The 26,416-nt window shown below is 41.1% G+C and carries 27 protein-coding genes and 3 pseudogenes; 14 read left to right on the top strand and 16 right to left on the bottom strand.

The genetic code is table 11. The annotated features are described in order from the left end of the window. Window positions 1-277 precede the first annotated feature (277 nt). Window positions 278-826: a GNAT family N-acetyltransferase gene (locus tag HWQ58_RS38185; protein WP_292874066.1), complete on the bottom strand. Its 549-nt coding sequence runs from the start codon at window positions 824-826 to the stop codon at window positions 278-280. Between HWQ58_RS38185 and HWQ58_RS38180 the strand changes: the two genes are divergently transcribed. Further along, entirely contained in the window at window positions 724-975 is a 252-nt protein-coding gene (locus tag HWQ58_RS38180) for a hypothetical protein (protein ID WP_292874072.1), read from the top strand. The two genes, HWQ58_RS38185 and HWQ58_RS38180, sit on opposite strands and share 103 nt — an antisense overlap. 112 nt (window positions 976-1,087) lie before the next feature. Here the strand turns inward: HWQ58_RS38180 and HWQ58_RS38175 are convergent, their stop codons facing one another. The 10 genes and pseudogenes from HWQ58_RS38175 to HWQ58_RS38130 form a co-directional block, all read right to left on the bottom strand. Beyond that, the gene (locus HWQ58_RS38175) at window positions 1,088-1,336 is read right to left on the bottom strand and encodes a hypothetical protein (RefSeq protein ID WP_292874035.1); all 249 of its coding nucleotides are present in this window, start codon (window positions 1,334-1,336) and stop codon (window positions 1,088-1,090) included. Between the two features lie 72 nt (window positions 1,337-1,408). After that, entirely contained in the window at window positions 1,409-1,636 is a 228-nt protein-coding gene (locus HWQ58_RS38170; protein WP_292874064.1) for a class I SAM-dependent methyltransferase, read from the bottom strand. Between the two features lie 424 nt (window positions 1,637-2,060). Next, entirely contained in the window at window positions 2,061-2,183 is a 123-nt protein-coding gene (locus HWQ58_RS38165; protein ID WP_292874033.1) for a hypothetical protein, read from the bottom strand. A gap of 53 nt (window positions 2,184-2,236) precedes the next feature. Further along, the gene (locus HWQ58_RS38160; RefSeq protein WP_292874031.1) at window positions 2,237-2,800 is read right to left on the bottom strand and encodes an NUDIX hydrolase; all 564 of its coding nucleotides are present in this window, start codon (window positions 2,798-2,800) and stop codon (window positions 2,237-2,239) included. A 39-nt stretch (window positions 2,801-2,839) separates the two neighbouring features. Then, window positions 2,840-3,031: a hypothetical protein gene (locus HWQ58_RS38155; RefSeq protein WP_292874029.1), complete on the bottom strand. Its 192-nt coding sequence runs from the start codon at window positions 3,029-3,031 to the stop codon at window positions 2,840-2,842. A gap of 194 nt (window positions 3,032-3,225) precedes the next feature. Beyond that, window positions 3,226-3,414, bottom strand: a complete 189-nt coding sequence (locus HWQ58_RS38150) for a hypothetical protein (RefSeq protein ID WP_292874027.1) — start codon at window positions 3,412-3,414, stop codon at window positions 3,226-3,228. Between the two features lie 31 nt (window positions 3,415-3,445). Continuing rightward, the gene (gene hpxZ / locus HWQ58_RS38145; RefSeq protein WP_292874025.1) at window positions 3,446-3,832 is read right to left on the bottom strand and encodes an oxalurate catabolism protein HpxZ; all 387 of its coding nucleotides are present in this window, start codon (window positions 3,830-3,832) and stop codon (window positions 3,446-3,448) included. Window positions 3,833-3,900: 68 nt separating this feature from the next. Continuing rightward, a complete protein-coding gene (locus tag HWQ58_RS38140; RefSeq protein ID WP_292874023.1) occupies window positions 3,901-4,278 on the bottom strand; it encodes an MFS transporter in 378 nt (125 codons plus the stop codon). Further along, window positions 4,239-4,385, bottom strand: a pseudogene (locus tag HWQ58_RS38135) (ATP-binding protein); the annotation flags it as partial. The pseudogene HWQ58_RS38135 and the gene HWQ58_RS38140, both read right to left, overlap by 40 nt. Before the next feature lie 241 nt (window positions 4,386-4,626). Continuing rightward, on the bottom strand, window positions 4,627-5,226 hold the full coding sequence (locus HWQ58_RS38130) for a hypothetical protein (RefSeq protein WP_292874062.1): 600 nt from the start codon (window positions 5,224-5,226) through the stop codon (window positions 4,627-4,629). 213 nt (window positions 5,227-5,439) lie between these two features. On the opposite strand from HWQ58_RS38130, the gene dacB reads away from it, so the two are divergent. The 4 genes from dacB (at window position 5,440) to HWQ58_RS38110 (ending at window position 10,009) form a co-directional block, all read left to right on the top strand. Further along, window positions 5,440-6,912: a D-alanyl-D-alanine carboxypeptidase/D-alanyl-D-alanine-endopeptidase gene (gene dacB, locus HWQ58_RS38125; protein ID WP_292874021.1), complete on the top strand. Its 1,473-nt coding sequence runs from the start codon at window positions 5,440-5,442 to the stop codon at window positions 6,910-6,912. Between the two features lie 29 nt (window positions 6,913-6,941). Beyond that, entirely contained in the window at window positions 6,942-7,844 is a 903-nt protein-coding gene (locus HWQ58_RS38120; protein ID WP_292874019.1) for an LD-carboxypeptidase, read from the top strand. A 173-nt stretch (window positions 7,845-8,017) separates the two neighbouring features. Further along, window positions 8,018-8,671, top strand: coding sequence for a glycosyltransferase family A protein (locus tag HWQ58_RS38115; protein ID WP_292874017.1), 654 nt, complete (start codon window positions 8,018-8,020; stop codon window positions 8,669-8,671). Window positions 8,672-8,689: 18 nt separating this feature from the next. Next, complete coding sequence (locus HWQ58_RS38110; protein ID WP_292874015.1) at window positions 8,690-10,009, top strand: ABC transporter substrate-binding protein; 1,320 nt, start codon at window positions 8,690-8,692, stop codon at window positions 10,007-10,009. A 33-nt stretch (window positions 10,010-10,042) separates the two neighbouring features. Here HWQ58_RS38110 and HWQ58_RS38105 read toward each other — a convergent pair whose 3' ends face one another. After that, window positions 10,043-10,666: a hypothetical protein gene (locus HWQ58_RS38105; RefSeq protein WP_292874013.1), complete on the bottom strand. Its 624-nt coding sequence runs from the start codon at window positions 10,664-10,666 to the stop codon at window positions 10,043-10,045. A gap of 33 nt (window positions 10,667-10,699) precedes the next feature. Beyond that, window positions 10,700-11,437 (bottom strand): hypothetical protein, encoded by a 738-nt coding sequence (locus HWQ58_RS38100; protein WP_292874011.1) that lies wholly within the window; start codon window positions 11,435-11,437, stop codon window positions 10,700-10,702. Between the two features lie 643 nt (window positions 11,438-12,080). On the opposite strand from HWQ58_RS38100, the gene HWQ58_RS38095 reads away from it, so the two are divergent. The 3 genes from HWQ58_RS38095 (at window position 12,081) to HWQ58_RS38085 (ending at window position 15,343) form a co-directional block, all read left to right on the top strand. Continuing rightward, window positions 12,081-12,782 carry a PEP-CTERM sorting domain-containing protein gene (locus HWQ58_RS38095; RefSeq protein ID WP_292874009.1) on the top strand — a complete coding sequence of 234 codons (702 nt, stop codon included), beginning with the start codon at window positions 12,081-12,083 and terminating at the stop codon, window positions 12,780-12,782. Between the two features lie 363 nt (window positions 12,783-13,145). After that, a complete protein-coding gene (hemE, locus tag HWQ58_RS38090; protein WP_292874007.1) occupies window positions 13,146-14,207 on the top strand; it encodes a uroporphyrinogen decarboxylase in 1,062 nt (353 codons plus the stop codon). A 182-nt stretch (window positions 14,208-14,389) separates the two neighbouring features. Further along, window positions 14,390-15,343 carry an NAD(P)-dependent oxidoreductase gene (locus HWQ58_RS38085; protein ID WP_292874005.1) on the top strand — a complete coding sequence of 318 codons (954 nt, stop codon included), beginning with the start codon at window positions 14,390-14,392 and terminating at the stop codon, window positions 15,341-15,343. An 8-nt stretch (window positions 15,344-15,351) separates the two neighbouring features. Here the strand turns inward: HWQ58_RS38085 and HWQ58_RS38080 are convergent, their stop codons facing one another. Then, window positions 15,352-16,068 (bottom strand): hypothetical protein, encoded by a 717-nt coding sequence (locus HWQ58_RS38080; RefSeq protein WP_292874003.1) that lies wholly within the window; start codon window positions 16,066-16,068, stop codon window positions 15,352-15,354. 328 nt (window positions 16,069-16,396) lie between these two features. Between HWQ58_RS38080 and HWQ58_RS38075 the strand changes: the two genes are divergently transcribed. Continuing rightward, on the top strand, window positions 16,397-17,995 hold the full coding sequence (locus HWQ58_RS38075; RefSeq protein ID WP_292874001.1) for a B12-binding domain-containing radical SAM protein: 1,599 nt from the start codon (window positions 16,397-16,399) through the stop codon (window positions 17,993-17,995). Between the two features lie 188 nt (window positions 17,996-18,183). On the opposite strand, the gene HWQ58_RS38070 is transcribed toward HWQ58_RS38075, so the two are convergent. Then, complete coding sequence (locus tag HWQ58_RS38070) at window positions 18,184-19,764, bottom strand: NAD(P)H-hydrate dehydratase (RefSeq protein WP_292873999.1); 1,581 nt, start codon at window positions 19,762-19,764, stop codon at window positions 18,184-18,186. Between the two features lie 441 nt (window positions 19,765-20,205). On the opposite strand from HWQ58_RS38070, the gene speY reads away from it, so the two are divergent. Then, on the top strand, window positions 20,206-21,381 hold the full coding sequence (gene speY / locus HWQ58_RS38065; RefSeq protein ID WP_292873997.1) for a deoxyhypusine synthase: 1,176 nt from the start codon (window positions 20,206-20,208) through the stop codon (window positions 21,379-21,381). Between the two features lie 96 nt (window positions 21,382-21,477). On the opposite strand, the gene HWQ58_RS38060 is transcribed toward speY, so the two are convergent. Beyond that, window positions 21,478-23,382, bottom strand: coding sequence for an adenylate/guanylate cyclase domain-containing protein (locus tag HWQ58_RS38060; protein WP_292873995.1), 1,905 nt, complete (start codon window positions 23,380-23,382; stop codon window positions 21,478-21,480). Window positions 23,383-23,497: 115 nt separating this feature from the next. Here HWQ58_RS38060 and HWQ58_RS38055 point away from each other — a divergent pair. From HWQ58_RS38055 to HWQ58_RS38040, 4 genes and pseudogenes are all read left to right on the top strand, one after another. Further along, window positions 23,498-24,053 (top strand): annotated as a pseudogene (locus HWQ58_RS38055) (transposase); the annotation flags it as partial. A gap of 227 nt (window positions 24,054-24,280) precedes the next feature. Continuing rightward, on the top strand, window positions 24,281-24,547 hold the full coding sequence (locus HWQ58_RS38050; protein ID WP_292873993.1) for a hypothetical protein: 267 nt from the start codon (window positions 24,281-24,283) through the stop codon (window positions 24,545-24,547). Window positions 24,548-24,671: 124 nt separating this feature from the next. After that, complete coding sequence (locus HWQ58_RS38045; protein WP_292873991.1) at window positions 24,672-25,796, top strand: PepSY-associated TM helix domain-containing protein; 1,125 nt, start codon at window positions 24,672-24,674, stop codon at window positions 25,794-25,796. A gap of 196 nt (window positions 25,797-25,992) precedes the next feature. Continuing rightward, a pseudogene (locus HWQ58_RS38040) lies at window positions 25,993-26,416 on the top strand (hypothetical protein); the annotation flags it as partial.

The following is a 26,416-nucleotide window of genomic DNA, read 5'->3' as shown; positions in this document are numbered from 1 at the left end:
CTTTACCCCTTACCCTTTTCCCCACAATGCCAAGAAGTCTAATGGCTAGCTATGTTCCAATACGCTTGGGTTAAGGAGAATTGTAGGTTGGGTTGAGGAACGAAACCCAACATTTTCAGTGGTTTGTTGGGTAACACTAAAGTTCAACCCAACCTACTAGCACGTCATCCTTAAAACGTTGGGTTCACAAAACCTAGAAAGTCCAAAACTATTCTATGATTACTCAACCCAATATTTTAAGCTTGCTACGCTACTACGCAGTTTATGGTTTTTGACGCTAACCCAAGCGTATTGAGCTATGTTTCTCGTGAGCAGCCTCAACGTTAGTACACAGATTATTAAACTTCTCTGCTTCTGAGAAATTGCTTGTTGTAAGAAATTTACTTTCTGAGCGCTGCACAGCATATATATAGTGCGGTATGTCGCGCCAGAGTGTCTCCTGAACGACCTTGAGTCCGTTCTTTTCAGCTACACGACGAGAAGGAATGTTTCTTTTGCGAATTAGGGAAATGACGCGATGATCGCAACCCAGTACATTAAAGGCGTAGTCTTGGCAAGCAGATGCAGCTTCAGTTGCGTAACCCTGCATTTGTTGGTCGCGGCGGACATGATAACCAATTTCGAGTTCTTGGTGTCCCTCGACCTCCTGCCAAACCAGTCCGCAGTCGCCGATTACCTCACCCGTCGTCTTGAGAACCATGGCCCACAAGCCGAGGCCGTGCTGTGCGTAGTTGTGGCGATGTCGGTCAATCCATCTTTCCACCATCTCGCGGTCAAAGGGTTTTGGGTAGTAGCGCATCGACTCTGCATCGCCGAGGACAAGCAGTAACGCGTCGAGGTCAGAAAGCGTCATTTCCCGCAGTAATAGGCGTTGAGTTTCCAATATCATTAGTGAATCCTCGTTTAGTGATTGTCCAGTTTATCTTTGTCTATTACGTAGTAAGCACTTCAGTGCTTATAGTGCTTTTTAAGTAATTGAACTACACTACTCCACACTCTCTACTCCTCGTTTCAGTCGTGGTCTAATTACCTAAAAATTGCTGTAAGACAAGGACTAAAGTCCTTACTACAAAATTGTTTATCGCAATTAAGCCCAGTTGCGTACTACTACAATCTTGAAGCTACTTTCACCAGACAAATCGTAGTCTAAAGAGCCGTAGTGTTGCAAAGCCCAGTCTTGCAAATCTTGAATTGCACGGGCAAAGATATCATCTGGGATATGCCAAGTATGGCGATAAATCTTGTTTTGATGAGATTCAAGCAATTTGCCCACAGTTAGTTTAGACTGCCATTTGGCTGCAACAACTGTTTCTAAATTTGCTCCTTGTTCGCGCAACTCTGTTAAAACCTCTTCTTCTGTTGCACCATAGCGAGGTAAGGGATAATCATAGCTAGCAATGATATCTTGTCAACGTTGCTGAAATTCAAATCTACCCTGATTGACATCTTCATTAACTTTGCTGAAATTCATATTACCGTGAGTGTAGAGGTAAATTCCTCGCGGTTTAACGACTCGACGAATTTCTGCTAGTGCTTGCTTCCAAGCAGAAACCAGGTGAAACACATGAACTGTCAACGCCACATCAAAAGAATTATCAGCAAATGGTAGAGAAGTTGCGTCTCCCTTAGAGCTGATTCGTAAATAAAATCTTAAGAGTACTCAAATCATTACTAGGTCTAAGTTTCAGCAAATAAGTGCTGTATTGACTTAAATTACTGAAACCCTTATTAGACAAGTACTTTACTTGAGTTTACAAATTAGCTCTTAATTGCTGTTAATTGATGAGATACACCCTCTAGTTTTTGGTGCAGTTTAGCTAACATTTTTTCAGAGATATCTATACCAGTATAAGAGCTGATTCGTAAATAAAATCTTAAGAGTACTCAAATCATTACTAGGTCTAAGTTTCAGCAAATAAGTGCTGTATTGACTTAAATTACTGAAACCCTTATCAGACAAGTACTTTACTTGAGTTTACAAATTAGCTCTAAGAGTAACCTCTTTTTGCGGTCGAGACAGCAATTCTACCAGTGCCGATACCTGTTTCATAGAATTTTGTTTATGTTGTTGCTGAAACTAGATTGAGAATAAAATCTGTGATTTGCTCGGAAATCTCAGGCGGTAGTCCTCGTGTTGCATCGTAGATATCAGAAACGCGATCAAATGAAATGGTTGCAGTCATTTATCTTTTATCCTTTAGTGAAGTTATTGACAAAGACAACTCTAGCCAGATGACTAAGTAAATTGCACTTTATCAAGTTTTTTTAGAGCAAAAAATAATGAGCTAATATGTAATGTTTGCAGCAGTATACCTTGATCAATACCTTCAATGACTTTTTTTAAAGGCAATAAAACTACATCAATTTGTTCGGTAATGTCTAACTTTAAATCAGCTACGTATTCCACATCTGTTGCTAAAAAACAATGGGTTAAATTGGTATGATTAGCTGGGTTTGGTGATAATATACCAGTTTCAATAAAATGATTGCTAGTGTAACCAGTCTCTTCCAATAATTCGCGTTTTGCAGCTTCCATTGGCAAAACATCTTCAGTCTCTACAGCACCACTGGGCAATTCTAGAATTGTTTTTTTCAGACCGTGGCGATATTGCTTTACTAAAATAACTTCCTGATTTTTGGTTAAAGCTACAACATTTACCCATGTTGGATATTCAAGAACATAATAGGGGTCAACTATTGTTCCATTAGGCATTTGGCAAGTATCAGACCGTACTGAAATCCATTTATCTTTTACTAAATGTCTAGATTTTAATACAATCCAATCAAATGAATTTCCCATATTTAAACCTCTCTTTATCTGCTTTTTACAGTAATTATTTCATTGAATGCGTGTTGCTAGGATTACTGAATTTTTTGCTGTCACGCGGATTTCTGTGGCAGCAATTCGAGGATCTTTGAGCCAAAATTCTCTGATTGGATCTGTTCGTCCGTGCCATTCTGATGGCCAGTATTCTTCGGGTGTGAGATCGTCTAGTAAGATGAAGCCTCCAGGTTTGAGAGCAGTTATCAATGTCTGAGGTTCTGTAAGTTTTGCCTTTCCGCCATCGGCAAATAATAAATCAAAGGGAGCATAGGTGAGTAAATCGTGCTAGTTGCCTTGAAGTACGCGGACATTAGACTTATCTGCAAATAGCTGTTGCACAAGTTTGGCACGATCGCGATCGCTTTCAATAGTAATGAATGTACTATTTGGCTGTAATGCACTCACAATCCACGCTGCATCAACCCCACACCCGCTACCAATCTCGCCAATTTGACCCTGTATGATGTGGCTGGTGAGGACGTGCAACAGGCGACCAACTTCTGGGAGAATTGGGTAAACTCAAGTTGTGCAGCTAGAGATTCGGCCTGCTGCACTAATGATGCACTAGAGGCGATAGGATAGGTTGTCATATCTACTCCTTAAGCAAAACTTCTCACACCATCACACTGGCAATAATGAAACATGGGCTGAAACCACCTTCCATCCTTCGGTAAACCTGTACCAAGTCTGGCTTTGTCGCCCGAAACGCTCTACACCATTGATAATCCGGCGAAACTCTAAAGTTACTGTTGCTGCATCTTTCCCAAAGGTTACAACCTTGAGATTCGAGATTTCTCGCTCTATTTTTGGGTTTGGTCGATTCTGGCGAAAGTTACGAACTTCATCGCCGCCATAAAGGTTTTCTGTGATGCCAAACCGCACTACTTCGGGTGCATCCCAAAACAAGCTGTCCATCACTTCTAAATTGTTATTACAAAGGGCTTCTTCATACTTGAGGTACAAATCAGTTACTTCCGCGACAACAGCAGGGTCATTTATAGTAGTCATTGTTGTTATCAATTTTTGGGGTTATGGCTGATTATGCACTCTTTCAAATAGCCAGAGCTATTTTTCTTTTAAGCTCCTTCAGTACGTAGATTCAGACGAACCAGATCGCGGAAGGTGGAGATTTGCTGCATAAAGAAAATTGAGCCTGCAATACAAATACTTGCACCAAGGATGACAGTATTGCTACTACCAATTTTGCTTGCTAGTGCGCCAGCTATTAAGTTACCTATAGGTACTGCGCCTGTAGATGCCATAACATAAAGACCTGTAATTTGTCCGCGATTTTCATCACTCACTAACAACTGAAGCAAAGTGCGTCCGGCAATTATCTGCAAAATAAAGCCGAAACCAGCCGCTAATAATGAAAGCAGTGAAAGCCAGAACACACGGGATAGGGCAAAGACAATCAAATAAACTCGGTTCCTTCTTTTACCGTAGATATGCATTGCAGTTGACCACAATGTTTTTCTACAACAATTTGATAACTAATGGATAGCCCCAATCCAGTGCCTTTAACGACGGGTTTAGTGGTGAAGAAGGGGTCAAATAATCGCTACTAAACTAACTTTGCAAACTATGCAAATGAGTTTAACTGCATCAATGGCAGTCAGCGAAATTACTCCTGGAGTGAAAGAGAAAGTAATTAAAAAGGGTTTTGGAAATTTGGTTATCTCTCAAACTGCTGCTTACAGTTACAGGCTACTGTTTAGAGAACTAAAACATTATTTGTATAATAAAATACTATTTACTACTGACTCCCCTGGATGGGGAGTTATTTGACATCAGTTAGCTAGCTAAAAGGAAATTGGTACATTTTTAAATGCGGCTGTATCTGGCACAAAAATGTCCAATTTATTGATACCATCGGGAACTCTTAGCCAGATATAAGCATCTGCGGAGGCTTGTGGACGTACTGGGAACAAAGAAACGCTTCCTGTTGAGCGATTAAGAGCAACTCCTTTGTAGGTTACGCTAGTGTCAGGATTGCGGGCTGTTGTACTAGCAACCGATATAATATCGCTACCAACAACTCCGTCTGTGGCAAGGCGACGAATACGCATTTGCACATTTACCACATCACGGTTTCCAGTTTCTGGATCTTTAATGCGTTTTGCTGAAAGTAACTCAACTTCTGCCTTTTTGCCAAAAGCAGGCTGCACAAATTGACCAGGGCTAATTGCTGAAGTTGTTGCACTGGCTGGAGATGGAGAGACTGTTGCTTGTGGAGAAGTTGTAGCTGTAGAACTTGGCACTTGAGTAGGAATGCTGCTACTGACTGTATTAGTAGCATTTAGTGTCTCCCGTAACGTGAAAACTTCATAAGCTACATAGCCGCTACATCCCAAAGCCAAAGTAGAGAGTAATACAGCTACACCAGATAAAAATGTACTCACACCGTTGCCTCGATTTCGTATTTCTGTATATGCAGGTTGATTTACGTTTCTATTTTGTAGTCCCATAAATTATGTTTGTGCGATCGCCTATGTAGGAAACATGTGAACATCTTCCCTATACTAATTAAGTAACTTTACTGAGGCAATTCTTCTCTCTCCGGAAAGAAGTTGTTTGCAAGGTAAAAATATCTGTCTTTGGGATAAGGAAAATTGGTGAGACTTAAGATTTTAAATCAACCACTGGGTATTTTATTAATATTTTTGACTAGCCAGATAGGATTTAGTTCTAGAGTTGCAAAAGCACAAACCCCAGTTGCACCAACAACTACCACAAAATCAATTTGCTCTAGCCAACTGGGAACAGCGATAGATGCTGTAATCAATCGTCCCTTATTTAGTCGGGAGCGCTGGGGAATTTTGGTACAACCCCTGTCAACCGGACAAACTCTTTACAGTCGAGATGCTCAGAAATATTTTACTCCTGCGTCTAACCTCAAATTGCTGACCACAGCAGCTGCATTGCAGGAATTGGGTGCTAATTTTCGGATTCGCACCTCTATTTATCAAAATAGCAATGGTGTTTTACGTATTGTCGGTAGGGGAGATCCTAGCTTAAGCGATACTGAACTGCAAAAATTGGCACAACAGTTAAAACAGAAAGGTATTACTCAAATTCAGCGGTTGATTGCCGATGATAGTTCTATTCAAGGTGATATTGTTAACCCAACCTGGCAATGGGAAGATGTGCAATCAGACTATGGCGCACCAGTCAGTAGCTTTATTCTGAATCAAAATATTTTTAGCTTAAAACTTGTACCGCAGGCTGTAGGTAAATCTTTACAATTAATGTGGATTGATGCTGGCGAAGCGAAACAGTGGCGGATAATTAATCAATCAGTAACCGTTGCCCAAAATCAACCAAGCTCTGTCAATGTCACCCGCGAATTGTCAGGAACAGTATTACGAATTCAAGGACAACTGGCAACGAATTCAGAACCCTCTTTAATAGATTTGCCTGTAGTTGATCCTAATTATTACTTTTTACGACGCTTCCGTACTGCTTTAGCAACAGAAAAAATTACTTTGGGACAAACATTAGTAGGAAATGGTGGTATTAATCAAGAGGAAATAGCATTTGTAGAGTCGCCACCTTTAGCTGAATTATTAGCAGAAACTAATTTAAATAGTAATAATCTTTATGCTGAAGCACTGCTGAGAGAATTATCTGTGAAAAAAACTAGACTAAAAAATCAGACTAGTGCTGATGTCGGTTTAGAAGTTGTCAAAGCAAGCTTAACTAAATTGGGGGTCGATCCAACAAATTATATTTTAGTGGATGGTTCCGGTTTATCACGTCGTAACTTAGTAACACCAGAAGCTTTTGTACAAACTCTGCGGGGAATGGCAAAAACCCCAACAGCATATATATATCGCGCATCTTTACCCGTGGCTGGTAAAAGTGGAACTCTGAAAGGCCGCTTTCAAGATACATCTGCTGAGGGCATTGTGCAAGCAAAAACGGGTACGTTAACGGGTGTAATTTCTCTATCTGGATATCTGAATGCGCCGAAATATGAGCCGCTAGTTTTTAGTATTATCGTCAATCAGTCCGATCAGTCTGCAACAGTGGTACGACAGGCAATTGATGAAGTTGTTGTATTGTTAACACAGTTGCAGCATTGTTAATATTATACTTTTTACTCCTAACTTTTTTCATGCCAGCCAAAATCTTACCACCGCCCCTAAAACCTGGAGACTTACTACGAGTAATTGCCCCTAGTGGTGCTTTGCGAGAATTCGAGGAATTTAAACAGAGTCTAGAAATTTGGCGATCGCGTGGTTATCAATTAAAAGTCAGCCCCCAGATAGATGACAAATGGGGTTATCTAGCTGGGATAGACGAAAATCGCCGTCAACAGCTAGCAGCAGCATGGCAAGATCCTGATTGTCGTGGTATTCTCTGTGCCAGAGGTGGTTTTGGCAGCACCCGCATTTTAGAAGATTGGAATTGGCCAACCTCCGCGCTTCCCAAGTGGCTGATAGGCTTTTCTGATATTACAGCTTTATTATGGAGCCTTTATACAGCAGGAATTTCCGGCGTTCACGGCCCTGTAATGACAACTTTGGCAGATGAGCCAGATTGGTCAATTAAGCGATTATTTGATTGGGTAGAAAGTAGTTCTTTCACGCCTCTCAAAGGTTGTGGTTGGGGTGGTGGTGTGGTTAATGGTACTTTGTTACCAGGGAATCTCACGGTAGCTACTCACCTTTTGGGTACACCAATCCTGCCACATCTAGATGGTGTAATCCTGGCGTTGGAAGATGTTACCGAAGCACCTTATCGGATTGACAGGATGCTGACGCAGTGGCGTTTGAGTGGTGCTTTGTCTCAAGTCTGCGGTATTGCTTTGGGGGGTTTTACTCGCTGTGAAGCGCCACCAACTATATCTAGTTTTAGTGTAGAAGAAGTACTGCGCGATCGCTTGGGTGATTTGGGTATTCCAATTGTCTCCGATTTGCCTTTTGGTCATGATAATCCCAATTCAGCCTTACCAGTGGGTGTAGAGGTAACTTTAGATGGGGATGCAGGAATATTAGCGATCGCGCATCTAGATTAAGTTAAAATCAGATCCGCTTCTGGTTAAACAGTCATAATCCACTCACAGAATAATCTGCTAAATGCTTTGATAAATTCCAATTAATTTTCGGATCTGGCTGATGTTTTACTGGCTCAACATTCCCACGCCAAGCAGCCCCCATAATTTGCAATGATGATTAAGATGATTTTACAATGGAAACTGTAGTTTTTGATTTCAATCATGAAGTATCAATTATTCTCTGTACTTACAATAGAGCAAAATATCTAAATAATTGTATCGATAGTGTTATTGCTCAAAGTTTTAAAGATTGGGAACTGATTATAGTTGATGACGGCAGCCAAGATAATACTTTTGAAATTGTCAATCCTTATATTCAACAATTTCAAAATATCCGGTATTTGAAACATCAAAATAAGAAGCTATGGTATGCTAAAAATGCTGGTATCCAAGCATCTTTCGGCAAATACATAACATTTCTAGATAGTGATGATGCGTACAAAGTCAATCACTTGGATGCGCGAATTCAATATATGAAAGCTAATCCAGAAATTGATTTGATTGAAGGGGGATTCGCAGCCGAAGAAGAGATTTGGGTTGCAGATTATTTTCAACCAGGTCAAAAAATTAATCTCCGAGAATGTGTTTTAGGCCCAACATTTTTTGGGAAGAGACAGGTATTTTTTGAGGTGAAAGGATTTAATCATATTGCCTATGGAGAGGATACAGACTTTTGGTATCGGGCGGCAAAAATATTCAGAACCGAAAAACTAACCGAACCCCAAACTTATATTTACACAAGAGCAGAAACTAGTATTACCAAAAGTGTTTTGGAAAATATTTCTTAATCAGATTAACTACCTGGCATGAAGATTATCCTTTTTTTATCCCAAATAAGCCATTATTCTCGTCGGCTCATTACTTCTGTTTGGCAAATGTTACTTTTAGGGATTGTTCTAAGTTCGTTTCTTATATTGTTATCTGGTTGTCAGGGAATAGCACAGAGGGATGATGGAGTAATTCATTTAACCTTGTGGCAAGCAATCAATCCCCCTGCAAATCGAGATGTGTTTGAAAAACTGGTAGACCAATTTAATCAGACTCATCCTGATATCAAGGTAGAATCTATCTTTTTAGCTCAACCCCAATTGCCAAAAATATTAACTGCGGTTGTGGGTAATGCGCCTCCAGATATCTTGGCATTCTACCCGCAAATTACAGGTCAGTTGGTAGATTTAAGGGCAGTTATACCTTTAGAAGATTGGTTGGACAAATTACCCATAAAGTCAGAAATCAGCGCTAACCTACTTGAGGAATTGCAATTAGATGGTCATCTTTGGTCAGCCCCGTTGTACACAAGCAATATAGGCATTTTTTATAGGCCTAAGCTTTTCCAAGGTGCGGGAATTACGCAAATGCCCAAGACTTGGGAAGAATTGAGGGAAGTTGCCAAAAAATTAACCATAGACCGCAATGGCGACAACCGACCAGAGCAGTACGGAATTACACTGCCTTTAGGGAAGGGAGAATGGACTGTTTTTAGCTGGTTTTCTTTTTTACTGAGCGCTGGAGGAGAAGTACTGACAAACAACCGACCAGATTTAACAAATGCTGGAGCGCTGAAAGCCTTACAATTCTGGCAAGAGCTATTAAAAGATGGTTCAGCCATGCTTTCTTCTCCAGAGCGGGGTTATGAAGAGGATGCTTTTATAGCGGGTCGCGTTGCTATGCAAATTACAGGCCCTTGGAGTTATATCACTAAATCTAAAGTTGATTACGACGCATTTCCCATACCTGCAAATGTTAGTCAAGCTACGGTGACAGGTGGCGGAAATCTGTATGTAATGAAGACTACACCAGTCAGAGAGCAAGCCGCACTCAAATTTTTAGAATATGTTTTGAGTGAAGAATTCCAAAAAGAATGGAGTATCGGCACCGGTTTTTTACCAGTTAATCTTAAAGCTGCTCAAAGTGAAGCTTATCAGCAATTCATCAAGCAAAAACCTTGGTTAAAAGTGTTTATGGAACAAATTCCTCTGGCTGGCGCTCGACCGATTATTGCTGGATATAGCCGTCTTTCTGACAGTCTTGGTCGAGCTATCGAGGCGACATTGCTGGGTGAGTCTCCCGAAAAAGCTCTTAAGATAGCACAAGAGCGTTTAGAAACCATTTGGGATAGCAATTAAATGGGACTGGGTAGCTCAAGCTTGAGTACATAATTAACTATTAGCATTGGTAAGAATTCCTACAAGTACTCGCACTAATTCTTCCAAACCTTCTGGAACGCGATAAAGTTTAATATCTTGCATGACCCGTTTATCTTGCCGATAAAATATTCCAAATCGCCAATCTTCACCATTTGTTACAGCACCATACAAAGTTGGGGTTTGAGAATCTGTCCATTGGTCGAGTGCTATCAATTCAATTGCCAGTTGAGTAAACCCCCGACTTAAATCAGATTGCTTGGCTTCAACTACTAATAGTGAATTGGAAGATGAAATATAGTAATCAAAACTTCCTTTGAGTTGTTCGCTAACATTAATGGGGTACTCAATGTTTAGTTGAGTTTGCGTTTGGTCGCAAATTTCCAACAAAATAGGAGCAATTAAAACTTCACGTTTTGCAGCTTCACTGATAGTATTTACGCACATGATATTGCGCCGTAAGTAACGCTGTAAAAACTCTAAATAGTCAATTACACCTGAATATTGTGGTAGTTGTAGCGATGCGCGTTCGTAACTACATCCCAGTTCCGCCAAGATATCTGCTGGGGCATAGGGTAATTCAAAATACTTATTAAATGTATAACTTTGACCAAGTTGAAGAATGCGCGGGCGAGTCATAAATATTAAGGTTATAGAATATATCGATAAAAGTCAGGAAGAGACTCCAGTTTTGGAATGTAAATTTCTTTTCAATGTACACAAACCAATTGCTGGTATGGCTCCCAAAATAACTGCTGTCAATCCTTGTCCACTCCAATATAGTATGGGAGTACGGTAAGTTTCTGGAATCAAATTTTGCATAAGAAAAAGCAACCAAACCAAAATAGTGATCCAGAAGAAAGAAATTGAGGGTAAAAAATTCCACCACCAAATGTCTGCTGTATATCGCCTCAATACCAGCCATTGGCAAATCCCTAGCCAAATTCCAGAGATTATATATGCGATCGCAGACAAAAATCCAAAAATCAAAGTATCTTCAGAAGATGATGAGGCAATGGTTGAAATGTAGTTAATCCAGGCTGTAGAAACACCATTGGCAATCAGCCAACCTACACTAGTAGCAAATAGCCACTGCCAACTCAGTAAATATCGGTAAATAACAAGGGCTTGATCGGCGGCGAAAATCACGGCAAATACAACGTTACTGAGACTTCTAACCAAAATGCTCCATGCTTGTGGTTGGATAGCAACGTTAGGTGAGAGACTTTGGAGAACTATTTTCTCTAAAGCGATACTAGCAACGCCACCCACAACCCATCCGATGAGGGTCATTAAGGTAAACTGAACAAAGAACCTCTGTCGCTGCGATCGCGGAATCAAATACTTTCTTGGATTAGGCTCATTATTAGCAGATGCAAGATTATCAGGACTGTTAGAGTCAGTTTGCATAAGAAGTTAGAGGAGTGAGGGAATAGGGAAATTACGGAGATAGGGAGCAGAGGGAGAATAACTAATGCCCAATGCCCAATTCTCAATTAAATATTGATTCTTGTTTTACCCTATTTCTCAATCACCAGTCCCTATTTTCCATTCCCCACTCGCCACTCGCCACTTGCCCAAGGCGAGGATACTATGTCAATAATAGCAGTCTATTGTCAATAGAGCCGGAATTAATCTCATTAATTTATCTTTATTCTTAAAGATTTAGAGGTAGTCCATCGTAGACATCGCTTTGAGTCTTGGAAACTAAACCAAACCAGAAATGGTGATTTTTTGTTGATTCTTAATTTTGGTTGCGATCAAGAGTAATTTAGATATGTTTGTTCTGCCCACTACAATTGCGCAATAACCTTCACTTAATCTTTAAAAACATTTTAGTATATACACCGTATCTTTTGTCACTTATAAAAGTCAAAATAGGATTACAAAGTATGAAGACACACTTACATCTTTAAGCTTGTGATATCCAACAACAGTCATATAGAAAAAATAATCTTTGCAATTTTTTTTCTAGGTTTTTGGAATAATAAAACCAGTTTTTCATAGCTAAGTTTAAAGAAAAGTTCAGTCCTAATTCTCTTTGTGTTCTTCAATGTTTATTACTAGAATGCTGCAAAAATTATCATTGGCTTTAATCGGAACAACTATTGCGATCATGAGTGCAAATCCAGCTAGTGCTGTGACGATGCAAGTCAACAGTGGCCCGTTTTCTAGCTACGCTGATGCCAAAACTGTCACCTTTGACGATGGCACAGCAAACGATCCTAATGGATTTGTTACTTACTCTAATATTACTTCTAACATTGTTCAAGGTAGTGTATCTGGTCAATACGCCTCACCTTCTGGGGATAACACCAAATATCTAACAATTTCTCCATCAGGTAGTAATGTTGCAGGTGACAGTGGTTTTGTTAATATTAACTTCAAAAAAGCTGTTAATTACTTCGGTTTTTATGCAGGCTCATTGGATAGTTACAACTTTGTTGACATTTACAAAGGCAATCAGTTGTTAAAGAGTTTTAGTGGTGCAGATGTGCCAACTGCTATAGCTGATGGTAGTTGGACTAGCTCTCAAGCTAATATGTTTGTCAATCTTGTAGCTGATACAGGAGAAACATTTGACCGAGTTGTGATGCGCTCAAATGGTATTGCTTTTGAAACAGATAACCACGCTTATAGACTAGCCGAGAGCGTTCCCGAACCTAGTGCGATGTTAGGTGTGTTAGCAATAGGTGCTTGTGGTATGACTTCACTTTTCAAACGCTCACAACATAAAGCGACAGTGAAAGGATAAATTGATCGCGATACCGATTGAAAACCCTTAAGGATGTGTCTCTACGTCAAGCGTAGAGACACATTTGTTATTTATCATGCAGTTTTCCTGATGCGTTCCCTTGATGTATAAGTCAGAGGTGCATTTCTACGTGGGACTCAAAGCGATGATTTCATCGGATAAGCTAAAAAAAGAATAATTTGTGGCACTTAGTGGCATTAATTACTGTAGTCAAGCCAACCGAGCGCTTATATCCAATAATCAAAATATTATAAAATAATATTACTTTATGCCTTGCTACTCACCTTTTCTTAACAACGTGCTGGAAAAGCGTAATCCCAGAATGATAAGCTAAACAGTGGCATAAATAGGATGAAGTAATAAATGGGTGTTTCTTTAACAACTCCTCATCTCTTACGGGCTGCTCGTGGTGAAGTAGTAGATCGTCCCCCTGTATGGATGATGCGACAAGCGGGACGATATATGAAAGCATATCGAGACTTAAGAGAGAAGTATCCTTCGTTTCGCGATCGCTCGGAAATTCCAGAAGTAGCAATTGAAGTTTCCTTGCAACCGTGGAGAGCTTTCCAACCAGACGGAGTAATTTTGTTTTCTGATATTGTCACCCCATTACCTGGTTTGGGCATTGACATGGATATTGCCGAAGGTAAAGGGCCAATCATTCATTCGCCCCTCCGCACTCAAGAACAAATCGATGCTCTGCATCCTTTAGAACCAGAAGCAGCTCTACCATTTATCAAAACAATTTTGCAAGCGCTGCGTTCGGAAGTAGGCGATAAATCAACGGTGTTGGGCTTTGTGGGTGCGCCGTGGACATTAGCAGCTTATGCAGTTGAGGGAAAAGGTTCTAAAACCTACTCCATTATCAAAAATCTGGCATTTTCAGATCCGACGATATTGCATCAACTGTTAGCTAAATTAGCAGATGCGATCGCCATCTATGCCCGCTACCAAATTGACTCTGGCGCTCAAGTTGTGCAAATGTTCGATTCTTGGGCGGGTCAATTGAGTCCTCAAGATTATGATACCTTTGCTCTCCCCTATCAGCAGAGAGTTTTCCAGCAAGTCAAGCAAACCCATCCCGATACACCTTTGATTTTGCTAGTTAGCGGTAGTGCAGGTGTGTTGGAAAGAATGGGACAATCTGGTGCTGATATTGTCAGTGTAGACTGGGCTGTAGATATGGCAGACGCAAGAGCCAGATTGGGTAAGCAAGTGAAAGTTCAAGGAAATCTTGATCCAGGCGTGCTATTCGGCTCTAAACAGTTTATCCGCGATCGCATTCTCGATACCGTTCGCAAAGCCGGCAATTGGGGTCATATTCTCAATCTCGGTCACGGTGTCTTACCAGAAACTCCCGAAGAAAATGTCGCTTTCTTCTTTGAAACTGCAAAAGAATTGAATCTTGCAGGAGTTAAGGGTTAGGAGTTATGGGTTATGAGTTAAGAGTTAGGAGTTACGAGTTATGAAGTTATTAGTTGTGAGGTGCAGAGTTATTTTTAACTCCTCGCTTCTAACTCATAACTTTATTTTTAACTCCTGATTCGGAACTTTTAACTTTATTTTTAATTCTTCACTTTTAACTCCTAAATTTTGAAAAATTCTTTATGAACCAGAAACGGATTTTAGTGACTGGTGCAAGTGGTTGTGTAGGTCATTATTTAACAGAAGCCTTAATTAAAGAAACAGATTGTGAACTGTATCTACTCGTTAGGAACCCAAGCAAACTGCAAGTTGATACCAAGGTACGTTCAGGCATCAACATTTTACAAGGTGATATGCAAAATATTCGCCAGTTTGCCGATTTGCTATCCACAATTGATACGGCGGTACTCACAGCCACAGCTTGGGGTGGTGATGAGACATTTGATATTAATGTCGTCAAGACTATAGAGTTGCTCGAACTGCTAGATCCAGAACGTTGCCAACAGGTGATTTATTTTTCGACAGCTAGCGTTTTGGATCGCTACAATCAACCATTAAAAGAAGCTGGGGAAATTGGGACAGATTACATCCGTTCTAAATATGAGTGCTTAGAGAAAAAAGAAAAATTAGCGATCGCACCTAAAATTACCACAGTATTTCCGACTTTAGTATTGGGTGGTGATGCCAATAAACCCTATTCTCACCTCACATCTGGCATTCCAGAAGTGACGAAATATATTAATTTGATTCGCTTTTTGGAAGCAGATGGCAGTTTTCACTTTATCCACGGACAAGATATTGCCACTGTCGTGCGATATTTAATTAATCATCCTCCCGAAAGCGATCAACCACGTCGGCTTGTTTTAGGTCAAGCACCGTTAACTGCTAATCAAGCAGTGAAAGAAGTTTGCGCTTATCTGGGCAAAAAGATTTACTTTCGCATCCCCATATCTATAGCATTGGCTAATTTGATTATTGTTCTGTTTCGCATTCGGATGGCCGCTTGGGATCGATTTTGCATGAACTATCGGCATTTTACATACGAAAAATTCATCAATCCCGATAGTTTCGGCTTGCCAAATTATTGTGCAACCATGACTGATGTTTTAAAAATTAGTGGCGTTAAACGTGCATGATCAAATATCTATTCTTTGCTAATGATAGCGGTCATTTCTTGCGAAGATAAGCCGACACAAGCTGCCAGTTCTTCCAATGTCAATCGTTCGCGTGTGTTTGCTTGTAACATAGACGTTGCAGCCGCAATGTAATCAGGATTAGCAAGATGATTGACATTCTTGGAAGAAGTTGCTTGGGAATAAAGGCTGGCAATGCCGGAACCTCCAGTAAATTTTTGTATTTGATAGGTGGCAATTAGAGTAGCTTGGCGGGCATGGAGATAAGCAACATAGTATTGGATGATAGCTAACCTTTTTTGCTGTCTAGCTTCCTTCCAACGAGCTTGCAAAACAGGAAGCTGCCCAAAAGTACTGATGAATTTAATCGGGTCAACTGTGAGGGTTAAGGAAAAGCTGTTTGAGCGCTCAGATGAGGAATCGGGTGATGTTGAGATCGTACTTAGAGCCGGAGATAATTCGATAGTTACGACATCGCTAAAAGCATTCAATCCCATTGCAGCTTTTGTTTCCAGTACTTGGGCTGAGTTGCGTTCAGCAATAGCTACTAATTGCTCAATGATTTTGAAATCCTGCTGTGTAATCTCAGTTTGAAGAAGGTTAGGTTGATTACTAGAACTGGACTTATCTTCAGATGCAACCACAGGAAATGTAGTACTGACAAATGTAACGGTAAGGAGAATCCTGAAACTTTGTGCAAAAGCTTTTGAGAGCCATTGTGCGATCATCTGATTGATTTATTCGGAAACGCTACACTTGTTTTCTTATTTGCTTCTTTTTTCACGATACAGCTAAATGATAATAATTCCTATATATGTGGGAGTTTTTTTAAAGAAGCCTAGTAGACTGTGGCGGAAGTTTAGCTACCTTTAACTAGTTGCTCTGAGCAACTTGTCTGGTTAATTGAGATGGTAGCTGGATTTACGCCGTGCTGTACCAGTTGCCCATTTGAGGTAAAAATATCAGTGGTAAAATAAAACAACTTTAATAAAAAGTCAATAACTCTTTATTTTCGTTAGAGTGGGATAACAATCAAAGTGTGAGGATTGATACTAAATGCGAATCTTGTTAGTGTATCCAATATTTCCCAAAACCTTTTGGTCTTATGAAAAAATTTTGGAGTTAGTCGATCGCAAGGTTTTATTACCACCTCTGGGTTTAGTAACAGTAGCCGCAATTCTGCCCCAAGAGTGGGAATTCAAGCTGGTTGATCGCAACATCCGCCCCGCAACAGAAGCAGAATGGGCGTGGGCAGATGTAGTAATTCTCTCTGCGATGATTGTCCAGAAACAAGATTTACTTGAGCAAATCCAGGAAGCAAAAAAACGTGGCAAGCTAGTCGCAGTTGGCGGCCCCTACCCCACCTCAGTACCTCATGAAGTTGAAAATGTTGGCGCAGATTTTCTCATTCTGGATGAAGGGGAAATCACGCTGCCCATGTTTATTGAGGCAATAAAAAGGGGAGACACATCTGGGACTTTCCGCGCCACAGAAAAACCTGATGTGACAAGCACACCAATACCCCGCTTTGATTTATTAGAATTGAATGCTTATGACATGATGTCGGTGCAGTTTTCGCGCGGGTGTCCCTTCCAGTGCGAATTTTGCGACATTATTGTTCTCTACGGGCGCAAACCGCGCACCAAAGCCCCAGCCCAACTGTTAGCAGAGTTAGATTACCTCTATGAACTGGGTTGGCGGCGGGGTGTGTTCATGGTAGATGACAACTTTATTGGCAACAAGCGAAATGTAAAATTGTTGCTCAAAGAGTTAAAAGTCTGGATGGCAGAACATAAGTATCCCTTCCGATTTGACACGGAAGCTTCAGTTGACTTAGCACAAGACCAAGAAATGTTGGAGTTGATGGTTGAGTGTGGTTTCTCAGCGGTGTTTTTGGGAATCGAAACGCCGGATGAGGATAGTTTGCAAATGACCAAGAAGTTTCAAAATACTCGCAGTTCTCTAACTGAGGCAGTGCAAACCATTACTAAAGCGGGATTGCGCCCAATGGCTGGGTTTATTATTGGGTTTGATGGCGAAAAAGTAGGTGCAGGCGATCGCATTGTCCGCTTTGCTGAACAAGCAGCAATTCCCTCAACTACCTTTGCCATGTTACAAGCGTTACCTAATACTGCGCTTTGGCATCGCCTGAAAAAGGAAGGACGATTACGGGAAAATCAAGATGGCAACATCAACCAAACAACATTGATGAACTTCCTCCCCACCCGTCCCTTGGAAGAACTTGCCAGAGAATATATTGAAGCATTCTGTACTTTATACGACCCAGTACAGTACTTAGATCGCACCTATCGCTGTTTCTTGATGATGGGCTTACCAAGTTGGAAAGCCCCAGCAAAAATGCCAGAGTGGGTAGTTGTAAAAGCGTTGCTGATTGTGATTTGGCGACAAGGAATCAAACGGGAAACCCGCTGGAAATTCTGGCATCATTTGTTCAGCATTCTCAAGCGTAACCCCGGAGTTATTGAACATTACATTTCTGCTTGCGCCCACAACGAGCATTTTCTGGAGTATCGCCAAATTGTCCGCGATCAAATTGAAAGTCAGCTAGCTGAGTATTTAGTACAAGGTGCAGAAAAACCTTATGTTCTAGTGAAAGAAAAAGCTGAGGAAAAAGCGGAAGCGGTAGTTAGTTAAGGTTGGTAATGGGTAATAGTAAATAAATTACTTATTACCCGTTCTCAATTAAAATTATACAAATTCAATATTTGAGTTTAAATTACTTTCAGTAGACCGAAAAGTTTTGCGATGCCTACGGCGGGCTACGCCTACGTTAAAAAATAGTAGTGTACGATACGGTTTTTAGAGTCATAGTTAAAAGCTGTTTAATTACTTAGAACTTTTATCAAATATTGTGTCAATGTAAACGCATCTACACCCAATTCGGTACGCTCTTGGGCTGCTAAAATACCTGCTTGGGAATGCCACCAAGCAGCAGTTGCTACAATATCTTCTACGGGAATCTGTTTAGTTGCTGCTTGCGCCAACAATCCACCTAGCAGCCCAGTTAACACGTCGCCGCTACCGCCACGTGCCAAAGCGGGTGTGCTCTCAGGAACAATCCAAACAGCACCTTGAGGGTTGGCGATCGCAGTTCTTGCCCCTTTCAACAAGACTACTGCCTGACTTTGCGCGGCAGCTTCTTGTACTGCTTGCACCCTGTCATGTTTGGCATCGGCGACATCAGGAAACAATCGTTCAAATTCGCCAGTGTGGGGTGTGAGTAAGGTTACTGATTGGCGTTTTTTTAATGTGGCGATCGCTCCCATTTGTGCCAGGATATTTAAGCCATCGGCATCAAGAAGCAAAGGGCGTTCGCCCTTGGCGTTGGCAAAGCCATCGCTTTTAATTACCTCTTGCACAATGGGCGTAGCATCTCGTGTTAAACCGGGGCCACAAGCGATCGCATTAAAGGAATTTAGATCGGTGTTCTCTGGTAGTTGTAAGTGGGCGATCGCTCCACTTTCCGTCTCTGGACAACCAACAATTAGCGCTTCTGGCAAGTGTGACACCAAAAGAGATTTCAGGGATTCGGGTACGGCAATCGAAAGCATCCCCACACCACTAGCCCTAGCACCCAAACCAGTTAAAATTGCCCCACCTGCATAGCGCCGCGAACCGCAAATCAGCAGTAAATGTCCTTCCTTATATTTGTGAGTAACTGCTGGACGGGGTAAAGGTAAAGTAACAAGTGCCTTTGCTCGTGTAATAAGTTTAATTTTAGGTGCATCTTTGAGAACAGCTTCCACATCAGCCAAAGGAATATCGAAATCGATTAATTCAGCTTTACCAAGATATTCCAACGCTCGATCTTGGAAGAAAGCGAGTTTCCATAAACCTAAGCAAAATGTGTGAGTGGCGCGAATGGCAGTTCCCAATACTTCGCCTGTGTCGGTGTGTAAACCTGAAGGTAAATCGATACTATAAATCGGTACAGACAATTCATTTAGCTGATTAATTGCAGAGGCGATGGGATCGGTCAGGTTTCTTTCTAAACCAAATCCAAACAAGCCATCAATCAACAAATCAGAATCTGGCAGTTGCTCAATTGTTTGATAAATTGGAATGCCCAAACTCTCGGCATACTGTAAGTGCTGCGAGGTTAATTCCTTAAGTTTAGAAAAAGGAGAATAAATCCAAACCTCATACCCGCGAAAGTGTAATTCACGGGCTACGACTAAAGCATCGCCGCCATTATGACCGGGGCCGACAAGAATTCCCACACGAGATCCCTTTAACAAAGCGGTGTTTGAAAGAATCTCTAAAATGCGACGAGCAATTAATCCCGCCACCTTTTCCATCAAAGCAACTACAGGCATTCCCGCTGCAAAGATCCGCTTTTCAATATCGCGCATCTGCCCAGCAGTCACTACCACTTGCGAAAATTGTTCTTGCCTATCTTGCATTAGTCCTGAGTGATAAGTTATGAGTTTCAGGCTAACTGAAAGTTTAGCAAAATTGACTCATATTCCACCCAAAAAAGTTACAAACCAATTTCCACGTCTTCAAGAATGCCGAGTGCGTCTAGTCCGTACTCCTCAAACAGGGGGAGCAAATCGGTGACGGCAGTGTTATCAAACTGCTGTAACCGCGAGGTCATACCAATTTTAAAAAAATGCGACAAATAGACCATTTGTAGAGACGCGATTCATCGCGTCTTTACCCAAGGATGTGTTGCAATCATTAATTGAATTGGTATAACGGAAAATCCCCAAAGGGATGAAAAAGGTTTCTTCTCCTACGCCTCACTTGCTTTTTCAAGTTAGCGATCAAAAAGTATTGCTATCACTTTGGCTGAAAGCTAGATACCATTAGATTCGGCGTGTTTACTGTTCGGGAGTGCCAAAATGTCTAAACAGCTGGGTCAAAAAATTGCACCTACACCAATATCAAATGATATCAATGTAGTGGATTTAATCGATCAATATTTCACCGCTTACAACTCAGCGCGGTTGCGGGAAATCTGCCAACTACTGAGTCGCGATGTACTAACAGAAGGTGTCACGGTGGGAGTTAGCCTCTCTGGTGCGATGACGCCAGCAGGATTTGGGGTTTCAGTGCTTGCACCCTTAATTCGCAACGGCTTTATTGACTGGATGATTAGCACTGGTGCAAATCTTTACCACGATATGCACTATGGTTTGGGTTTTGAACTCTTTGCTGGTAATCCGTTTTTGGATGATGTGAAACTGCGACAAGAAGGCACGATCCGCATTTATGACATTATCTTTGGTTACGATGTGCTGCTAGAAACTGATGCGTTCATCCGCAAGATTCTGCAAGGAGAAGCGTTTCAAAAGCGGATGGGAACGGCTGAATTTCACTATTTACTAGGTAAATATGTCCGAGAAGTAGAAAAGCAATTGGGTGTGCAGCATTCCTGCTTGCTAGCTACAGCTTATGAATATGGCGTACCGATTTATACGTCTTCTCCAGGAGATAGCTCAATTGGGATGAACGTGGCGGCTTTAGCATTGGAAGGTTCGCAGTTGGTGATAGATCCATCAATTGACGTGAATGAGACAGCAGCGATCGCATATAATGCCCGTGAATCAGGAGGTAAAAGTGCGGCTGTAATTCTTGGTGGCGGTAGTCCTAAAAACTTTTTGCTACAAACTCAGCCCCAACTTCACGAAGTCTTGGGGTTGGAAGAACGAGGACACGATTACTTTGTGCAGTTTACCGATGCACGTCCAGATACAGGCGGTTTATCTGGAGCAACCCCATCGGAAGCTGTCAGTTGGGGTAAGATTGACCCCGATGAGTTACCTAACACAATCGTTTGTTATACCGATAGCACGATCGCTCTACCACTGGTGAGTGCGTATGTGTTAAACAAATGCCAGCCTCGTCCCCTGAAGCGCGTGTATGACAGGCGAGAAGCCATTTTAGAGAAACTGCAAAAAGACTATCTAGCAGCCAAAACCCAACCATCGGATCGGATTCCAGCAGCAGTTGCCGAAAGTGCTTCACAGCAAACAGCAACTTATCCCTGTGGTCGGCTGATTCCGAATACTCATTAAGGGACATAGGCAGGAGGAGAAATCAATTCAAAATTCAAAATTCACGCATTAAAGAACTTCTGCCTCCTGCCTTCTGCCTTCTCTTTGGCAATGCCCTCATTTCTTCCGTCCAATCAACAAATAAGTTATCATCTTCCCTTTGCCTTTAACTTCAATTTCGCCTCGTTTTTCAAATACAAATTCATCACACAAGCATTTATAAGTATTTTCTGTAACCTGGATTTTACCAGCAATACCTTGGGATTCCATACAGCTAGCGATGTTTACTGTGTCTTTACATTCATAAGTAAACTTATTGAGATCGATGACTCCCCCCATTACTGAACCGCTATGGATACCGATACGGATGCTGAAATTTTGGTTATTCTCAGTATTAAATAGAGCGATCGCAGTTTGCATATCTAGTGCCATCAGAGCGATCGCTTGAGCACGATCTTGGCGGCGTGTAGGTAAGCCACCAACCACCACATAAGCATCGTTAATGGTTCTGATTCTCTCTAAACTATATCGTTCGGTGAGGCGATCAAAAACTGAGAAAATTGAGTTGAGTAGGTTTAGCAGTTGAATTGCACTTATAGAAGTAGCAATTTCGGTCAAGCCGACGATATCTGCAAATAAAACTGTGACATCAGCAAAGTCTTCGGCAATGCTATCTGGTTGTTCTTTCACTTCTCTAGAAATTGCGACTGGCAAAATATTCAGCAATAAACGTTCGGTTTCTTCTTGCTGATAGCGAAGTGCTTCTTCTGCTGCTACTCGCTGGGTTACATTGCGAAAAATGCCGCGAATCGCAACTGGATGACCTTCAACAAATTTACAATTAATATTACCTTCTAAAAATATTGTTTGACCGTCTTTAGTAACGAATATAGTTGTTATTTGCCCAAACTTTTCTCCTGATAGCACGCGATAAAATCTTTGCAAACTGCTTTGTTTAAACTCTGGATCTATAATATCGAAAATACTCATATTCACAATTTCAGCTTCGCTATATCCCAAAGTTTCTCGCCATGCACGATTGACATACAAAAAACGACCAGATGGATTGACAGATTGAATCAAGTCATTAGCATTTTCAAATAAATCTCGATATCGCTCTTCACTTTCTACAAGAGCATCTTCTGCTTGTTTGCGTTTGATAAATTGGGCAATTTGGCTACCAATAGAATCCATCATTTGCAATAGGTCTTTATCTTTTGATAGTAACTCCCGGCTAAAGAAAAGCATTACTCCTAAGATTTCACTATCGTCTAAAATGGGAAAGCCAAAAGCTGCGTGCAATCCAGCCTCCGCAGCCGGTAGCGATCGCCTTTGATCTCCATCTACTGTGATATCTTTAATCCACAAAGGCAAACGTCTGATCCAAATTCGACCAGGTAAGCCAACACTAGGTGTATAAGTAGTTTGCCAGGTGATTGCTTTAAACTCTCGGACAGAAACTAATCGACTTGACCAAATTTCCACACACCTTAATACTGCATTGAGACTATCTCCTTGTACCGAAGTGCCAATATATTGGCTTGGTGTCCAAAGTTCGCCTAAATCCCATCCCAAGTTTTGACAAATCGACTGCAAAATTTGTGGAATTCCCTGCTTTATGCTCTGTGATTCTGATAATATGCGAGTAATAGCATACTGGGCACTTGTACGCTGTTCCCGGCGTTGCCAAGCAGTAATATCCCGCCCAATGTAGACAATATCTTCTAGCCCTTCTGTTTTTTTTGGAATTACTGAGCAAGAAAAAGCAATCAACAGTTTTTCTCTAGTTTTTGTTCGGCAAACTACTTCTATATTCTGGGAATTACGCTTTAAATAAGAATTTTGATAAATCGTTTTTATTAAAAGCTGATCCTCATCAATTATTAGTGATATTGGTTGATTTATTAATTCTTCTTCCTGAAAACCAAATAATTTTTGAGCAGCACGATTTACTTTTTTTATTTTTCCGGAATTACTGGTTATTAACAAAGCATCTGCCATTGAAGTAATGACTTGTTCCATGTAATTAATGTTTGATTAACAATACCTTCACCAAAAAAAGAGTATGAAGAGAGAGGGCTGACGTAGTAGAGTTATTGTCTCTCACAACGACAACTCAAAAGCTACTCTCCAGCCCATGCTCGATATCCTATCACTACTACAATGCCTGTTACCGCAGATAAATATATAACAATGCGGTAATTGAACCAAATAATCCTGTCCATGTTATCGATGAGCGGTCGAGTCACATGTTGGGAATCTCCCGTTGGACAGGCGCTAGTAGTAGTTATCGGACGATGCTGAGATTCTTTGGGACAGTAATACCAAGGGCGACATTATTTTGGCTATTTTTTCGTAAACATTTGTGGCGAGAAAATGAAGTATATCTACTTGCTAGAGATGAAGTTGTAGTCAGTAAATCGGGTAAACAGACTTATGGGTTAGATAGATTCAATTCTTGCCTACCAAGCAAACCAATATTAGGTCTATCCTTCTTTGCTTTATCATTAGTTAGTGTTGAAAGAAGGCAGTCATTTCCTATTCAGATAGAACAGATAATTAAAAGTGATAATCAAACAAATAGTACGCCCGCAATTAAAAAAGTAAAACCCAAAGAAAAACGGGGGCGAGGACGACCAAAAGGGAGTAAAAACAAAAATAAAGCAGAAGTGATATTAACATCTGAGTTATTACATACGATTAGGTACAAAATATCGACTTTACACTACAAGGGTTGTTGTATGAATTAATACTCTTTAAAAGCAGTAGTATTATTGAAATTTTCCTACGATTGTGTAAATTATTATTTGTTTTTATTTCATTCAGCTTGCTTTTTTAATGCGAATAGATTTCAATACTCTTTAAATGCTAGTAGTTGTCAACTAGACATTGAGTGGTGTAACGGAGTCACAAAACAATAATGAAGTCTAAACAGTTTGTTCTTGGTCTATTGCTGACAGGTGCGCTCGTGGTGTTGGTGACAGAACCTACTAGAAGTGAGGAAATATCATCACTTAGAGTTCATAAGAGTACAGTGTGCACCGACGCTAAGGAAGACTTTACTCAACAAACACGCCTGATTATCAAAGGACAGACTGTTGATGCAATCCGACAAATTCGGCAAGTAAGTGAGATAGAGAATCCAGCCAAGAACGACCAATTGTTATTAGTGCAGTCGCCGACATAATAAACAACGTCTTCTGAAGAAATCGTGCAAGTTTACGATTATCAGATTCAGAAACCGTGCGGTTTTGCTCACTTTGATTTCTGCTGCTTAATATGCTGTTGTTTTTGCTCAAGTAGTCTCTACCATGTCCGCGAAAAAGCTCCGTCATCTGACTTTTGTTCTGCATCGCATCCTGGGTTTTGCGATCGGATTGATTGCGATCCTGGTTGGCTTAACTGGCAGCCTGATCGTTTTTCAGCGCGAAATCAACGAGTTTCAACTGCATCAACAGTTTGGCGCTATCTTCCCCAAAGGCGATCGCTTCTCGCTGGAAGTTGTCCTGGATATTGTCAAAGCTGCCTATGTTAACCAGCCAGAAATGGCATTACAAAGGGTTTATTTCCCAACTAAACCGGATGATTTCTTTAATGTCGTCATCTCAATTCCGGGCAACGATTGGGTAGAAGTCTACGTCAACCCTTATACGGGGGCAATTCTGGGCAACAGTCTGCATCCCAATGCCGTACAGCACTTTCTCCAGATTGTTTATCAACTCCACACCTCGTTGAAATTGGGCGATCTGGGTTTACAGATTCTCGGTGTTGTGGGTTTGCTGATGTGCATCGTTGTAACCACGGGAATTATCTTGTGGCCCGGTTGGCGCAAGCTGATGGCAGGCTTCAAAATTAAGTGGTCTGCCCACCCCAAGCGGCTTAACTTCGATCTACACAAGGTATCTGGTATTACTACCGCCATATTTTTACTGTTGACATTTTTCACTGGATTTGCCTGGAATTTGGGCGATGTTGACCCTCTGATTCGTGCCATTACCTTCAGTCCTTCGCTGCCTGAGCTTCTCTCTGTGCCGTTAGCAGGTCAATCTCCTCTACCTTTGAGCCAGCAGATAAAAACGGCTCAACTTGCCCTACCCGACGGAGCATTGCGGAGCATTGACTTAACGACAGATCCGAAAGCGCCTCTGCGATTGCGCATGAAGCTCCCCCAAGAGCAGCTGGAATACGGTATGAGCAATGTCTATCTGGATCAATACAGTGGTCAAGTTTTACGAGTTGAAAATTCGTTAAAGGCATCGTTAGGCGACAAGATTCTTAATTCCTTCCAGCCACTGCACTTCGGCACCTTCGGCGGCTTACCCACCCGCATTCTCTACATCTTCCTTGGTCTGGCTCCGTTAATTCTGTTCATCACTGGCTTTGTGATGTGGTGGTATCGCTATCGAGCAAAACCGACTACAAAAAATAGCATTTGATAGAACTTCAATTTAAAGCTTTAGGAGTTAGCATTTTTATTTACTCAGTGGTTTGGCGCTCACGCAGCAGAAATCAAAGGCGATCGCCTAAATTGGACAGCTATGCGATCGTACTCTTGTTGCACAATTTTTGCAGTTGCAATCGCTCTCCCTACTAATAGATACTATTTCTCAAGAAGTAGTTAAGAGTATTACCATGACTATTCGTCTAACTGGGACAGAAGACTTTGGGGAATTTTGCGAGGATGTGCAGTTGTTTAATGACTATGAGGGAAAATCACAATTATCTACTTGGTTTGGTCAAAGCAGCTTTCGCTGGACTTTTCTTCGCCATAACCTTGAGCTAGTAATCTGTGACAATGAGTTTTCTGAGGCAGTGATTTTTGAGCAGAGACACGATACTTCGCCTTTTCTGACATCTAAATTTTATCTATCTGGTGGTGTAAGAACTATTACACCAAATGTGCTAGAAGTCAATGACGATTATGAAGAAGTCGCAAGTTACAACTACTTATTTTTCTTGCCTGATATTCGAGAGTTTGAGCATTTTACCGCGAACCAACACGATCAAAATATCAAAATTTATTGGAATGCTGATTTACTTTCTAGTTTCCAAAGCA

It is taken from the genome of Nostoc sp. LPT (assembly GCF_017115165.1).
Lineage (GTDB): Bacteria > Cyanobacteriota > Cyanobacteriia > Cyanobacteriales > Nostocaceae > Nostoc.
The sequence above is the reverse complement of the archived record's forward strand: the minus strand, read 5'-3'. Positions and strand labels throughout refer to the sequence as shown.

Excerpts from the sequence above, each read along its gene's own strand:
- HWQ58_RS38115 (WP_292874017.1), top strand. The coding sequence starts at position 8,018 with ATGGAAACTGTAGTTTTTGATTTCAATCATGAAGTATCAATTATTCTC.
- speY (WP_292873997.1), top strand. The coding sequence starts at position 20,206 with ATGTCTAAACAGCTGGGTCAAAAAATTGCACCTACACCAATATCAAAT.
- HWQ58_RS38070 (WP_292873999.1), bottom strand. The coding sequence starts at position 19,764 with ATGCAAGATAGGCAAGAACAATTTTCGCAAGTGGTAGTGACTGCTGGG.
- HWQ58_RS38075 (WP_292874001.1), top strand. The coding sequence starts at position 16,397 with ATGCGAATCTTGTTAGTGTATCCAATATTTCCCAAAACCTTTTGGTCT.
- HWQ58_RS38045 (WP_292873991.1), top strand. The coding sequence starts at position 24,672 with ATGTCCGCGAAAAAGCTCCGTCATCTGACTTTTGTTCTGCATCGCATC.
- HWQ58_RS38100 (WP_292874011.1), bottom strand. The coding sequence starts at position 11,437 with ATGCAAACTGACTCTAACAGTCCTGATAATCTTGCATCTGCTAATAAT.
- HWQ58_RS38080 (WP_292874003.1), bottom strand. The coding sequence starts at position 16,068 with ATGATCGCACAATGGCTCTCAAAAGCTTTTGCACAAAGTTTCAGGATT.
- hemE (WP_292874007.1), top strand. The coding sequence starts at position 13,146 with ATGGGTGTTTCTTTAACAACTCCTCATCTCTTACGGGCTGCTCGTGGT.
- HWQ58_RS38050 (WP_292873993.1), top strand. The coding sequence starts at position 24,281 with ATGAAGTCTAAACAGTTTGTTCTTGGTCTATTGCTGACAGGTGCGCTC.
- HWQ58_RS38105 (WP_292874013.1), bottom strand. The coding sequence starts at position 10,666 with ATGACTCGCCCGCGCATTCTTCAACTTGGTCAAAGTTATACATTTAAT.
- hpxZ (WP_292874025.1), bottom strand. The coding sequence starts at position 3,832 with ATGACTACTATAAATGACCCTGCTGTTGTCGCGGAAGTAACTGATTTG.
- HWQ58_RS38095 (WP_292874009.1), top strand. The coding sequence starts at position 12,081 with ATGTTTATTACTAGAATGCTGCAAAAATTATCATTGGCTTTAATCGGA.
- HWQ58_RS38085 (WP_292874005.1), top strand. The coding sequence starts at position 14,390 with ATGAACCAGAAACGGATTTTAGTGACTGGTGCAAGTGGTTGTGTAGGT.
- HWQ58_RS38165 (WP_292874033.1), bottom strand. The coding sequence starts at position 2,183 with ATGACTGCAACCATTTCATTTGATCGCGTTTCTGATATCTACGATGCA.
- HWQ58_RS38160 (WP_292874031.1), bottom strand. The coding sequence starts at position 2,800 with ATGGGAAATTCATTTGATTGGATTGTATTAAAATCTAGACATTTAGTA.
- HWQ58_RS38110 (WP_292874015.1), top strand. The coding sequence starts at position 8,690 with ATGAAGATTATCCTTTTTTTATCCCAAATAAGCCATTATTCTCGTCGG.
- HWQ58_RS38060 (WP_292873995.1), bottom strand. The coding sequence starts at position 23,382 with ATGGAACAAGTCATTACTTCAATGGCAGATGCTTTGTTAATAACCAGT.
- HWQ58_RS38120 (WP_292874019.1), top strand. The coding sequence starts at position 6,942 with ATGCCAGCCAAAATCTTACCACCGCCCCTAAAACCTGGAGACTTACTA.
- HWQ58_RS38140 (WP_292874023.1), bottom strand. The coding sequence starts at position 4,278 with ATGCATATCTACGGTAAAAGAAGGAACCGAGTTTATTTGATTGTCTTT.
- HWQ58_RS38150 (WP_292874027.1), bottom strand. The coding sequence starts at position 3,414 with ATGACAACCTATCCTATCGCCTCTAGTGCATCATTAGTGCAGCAGGCC.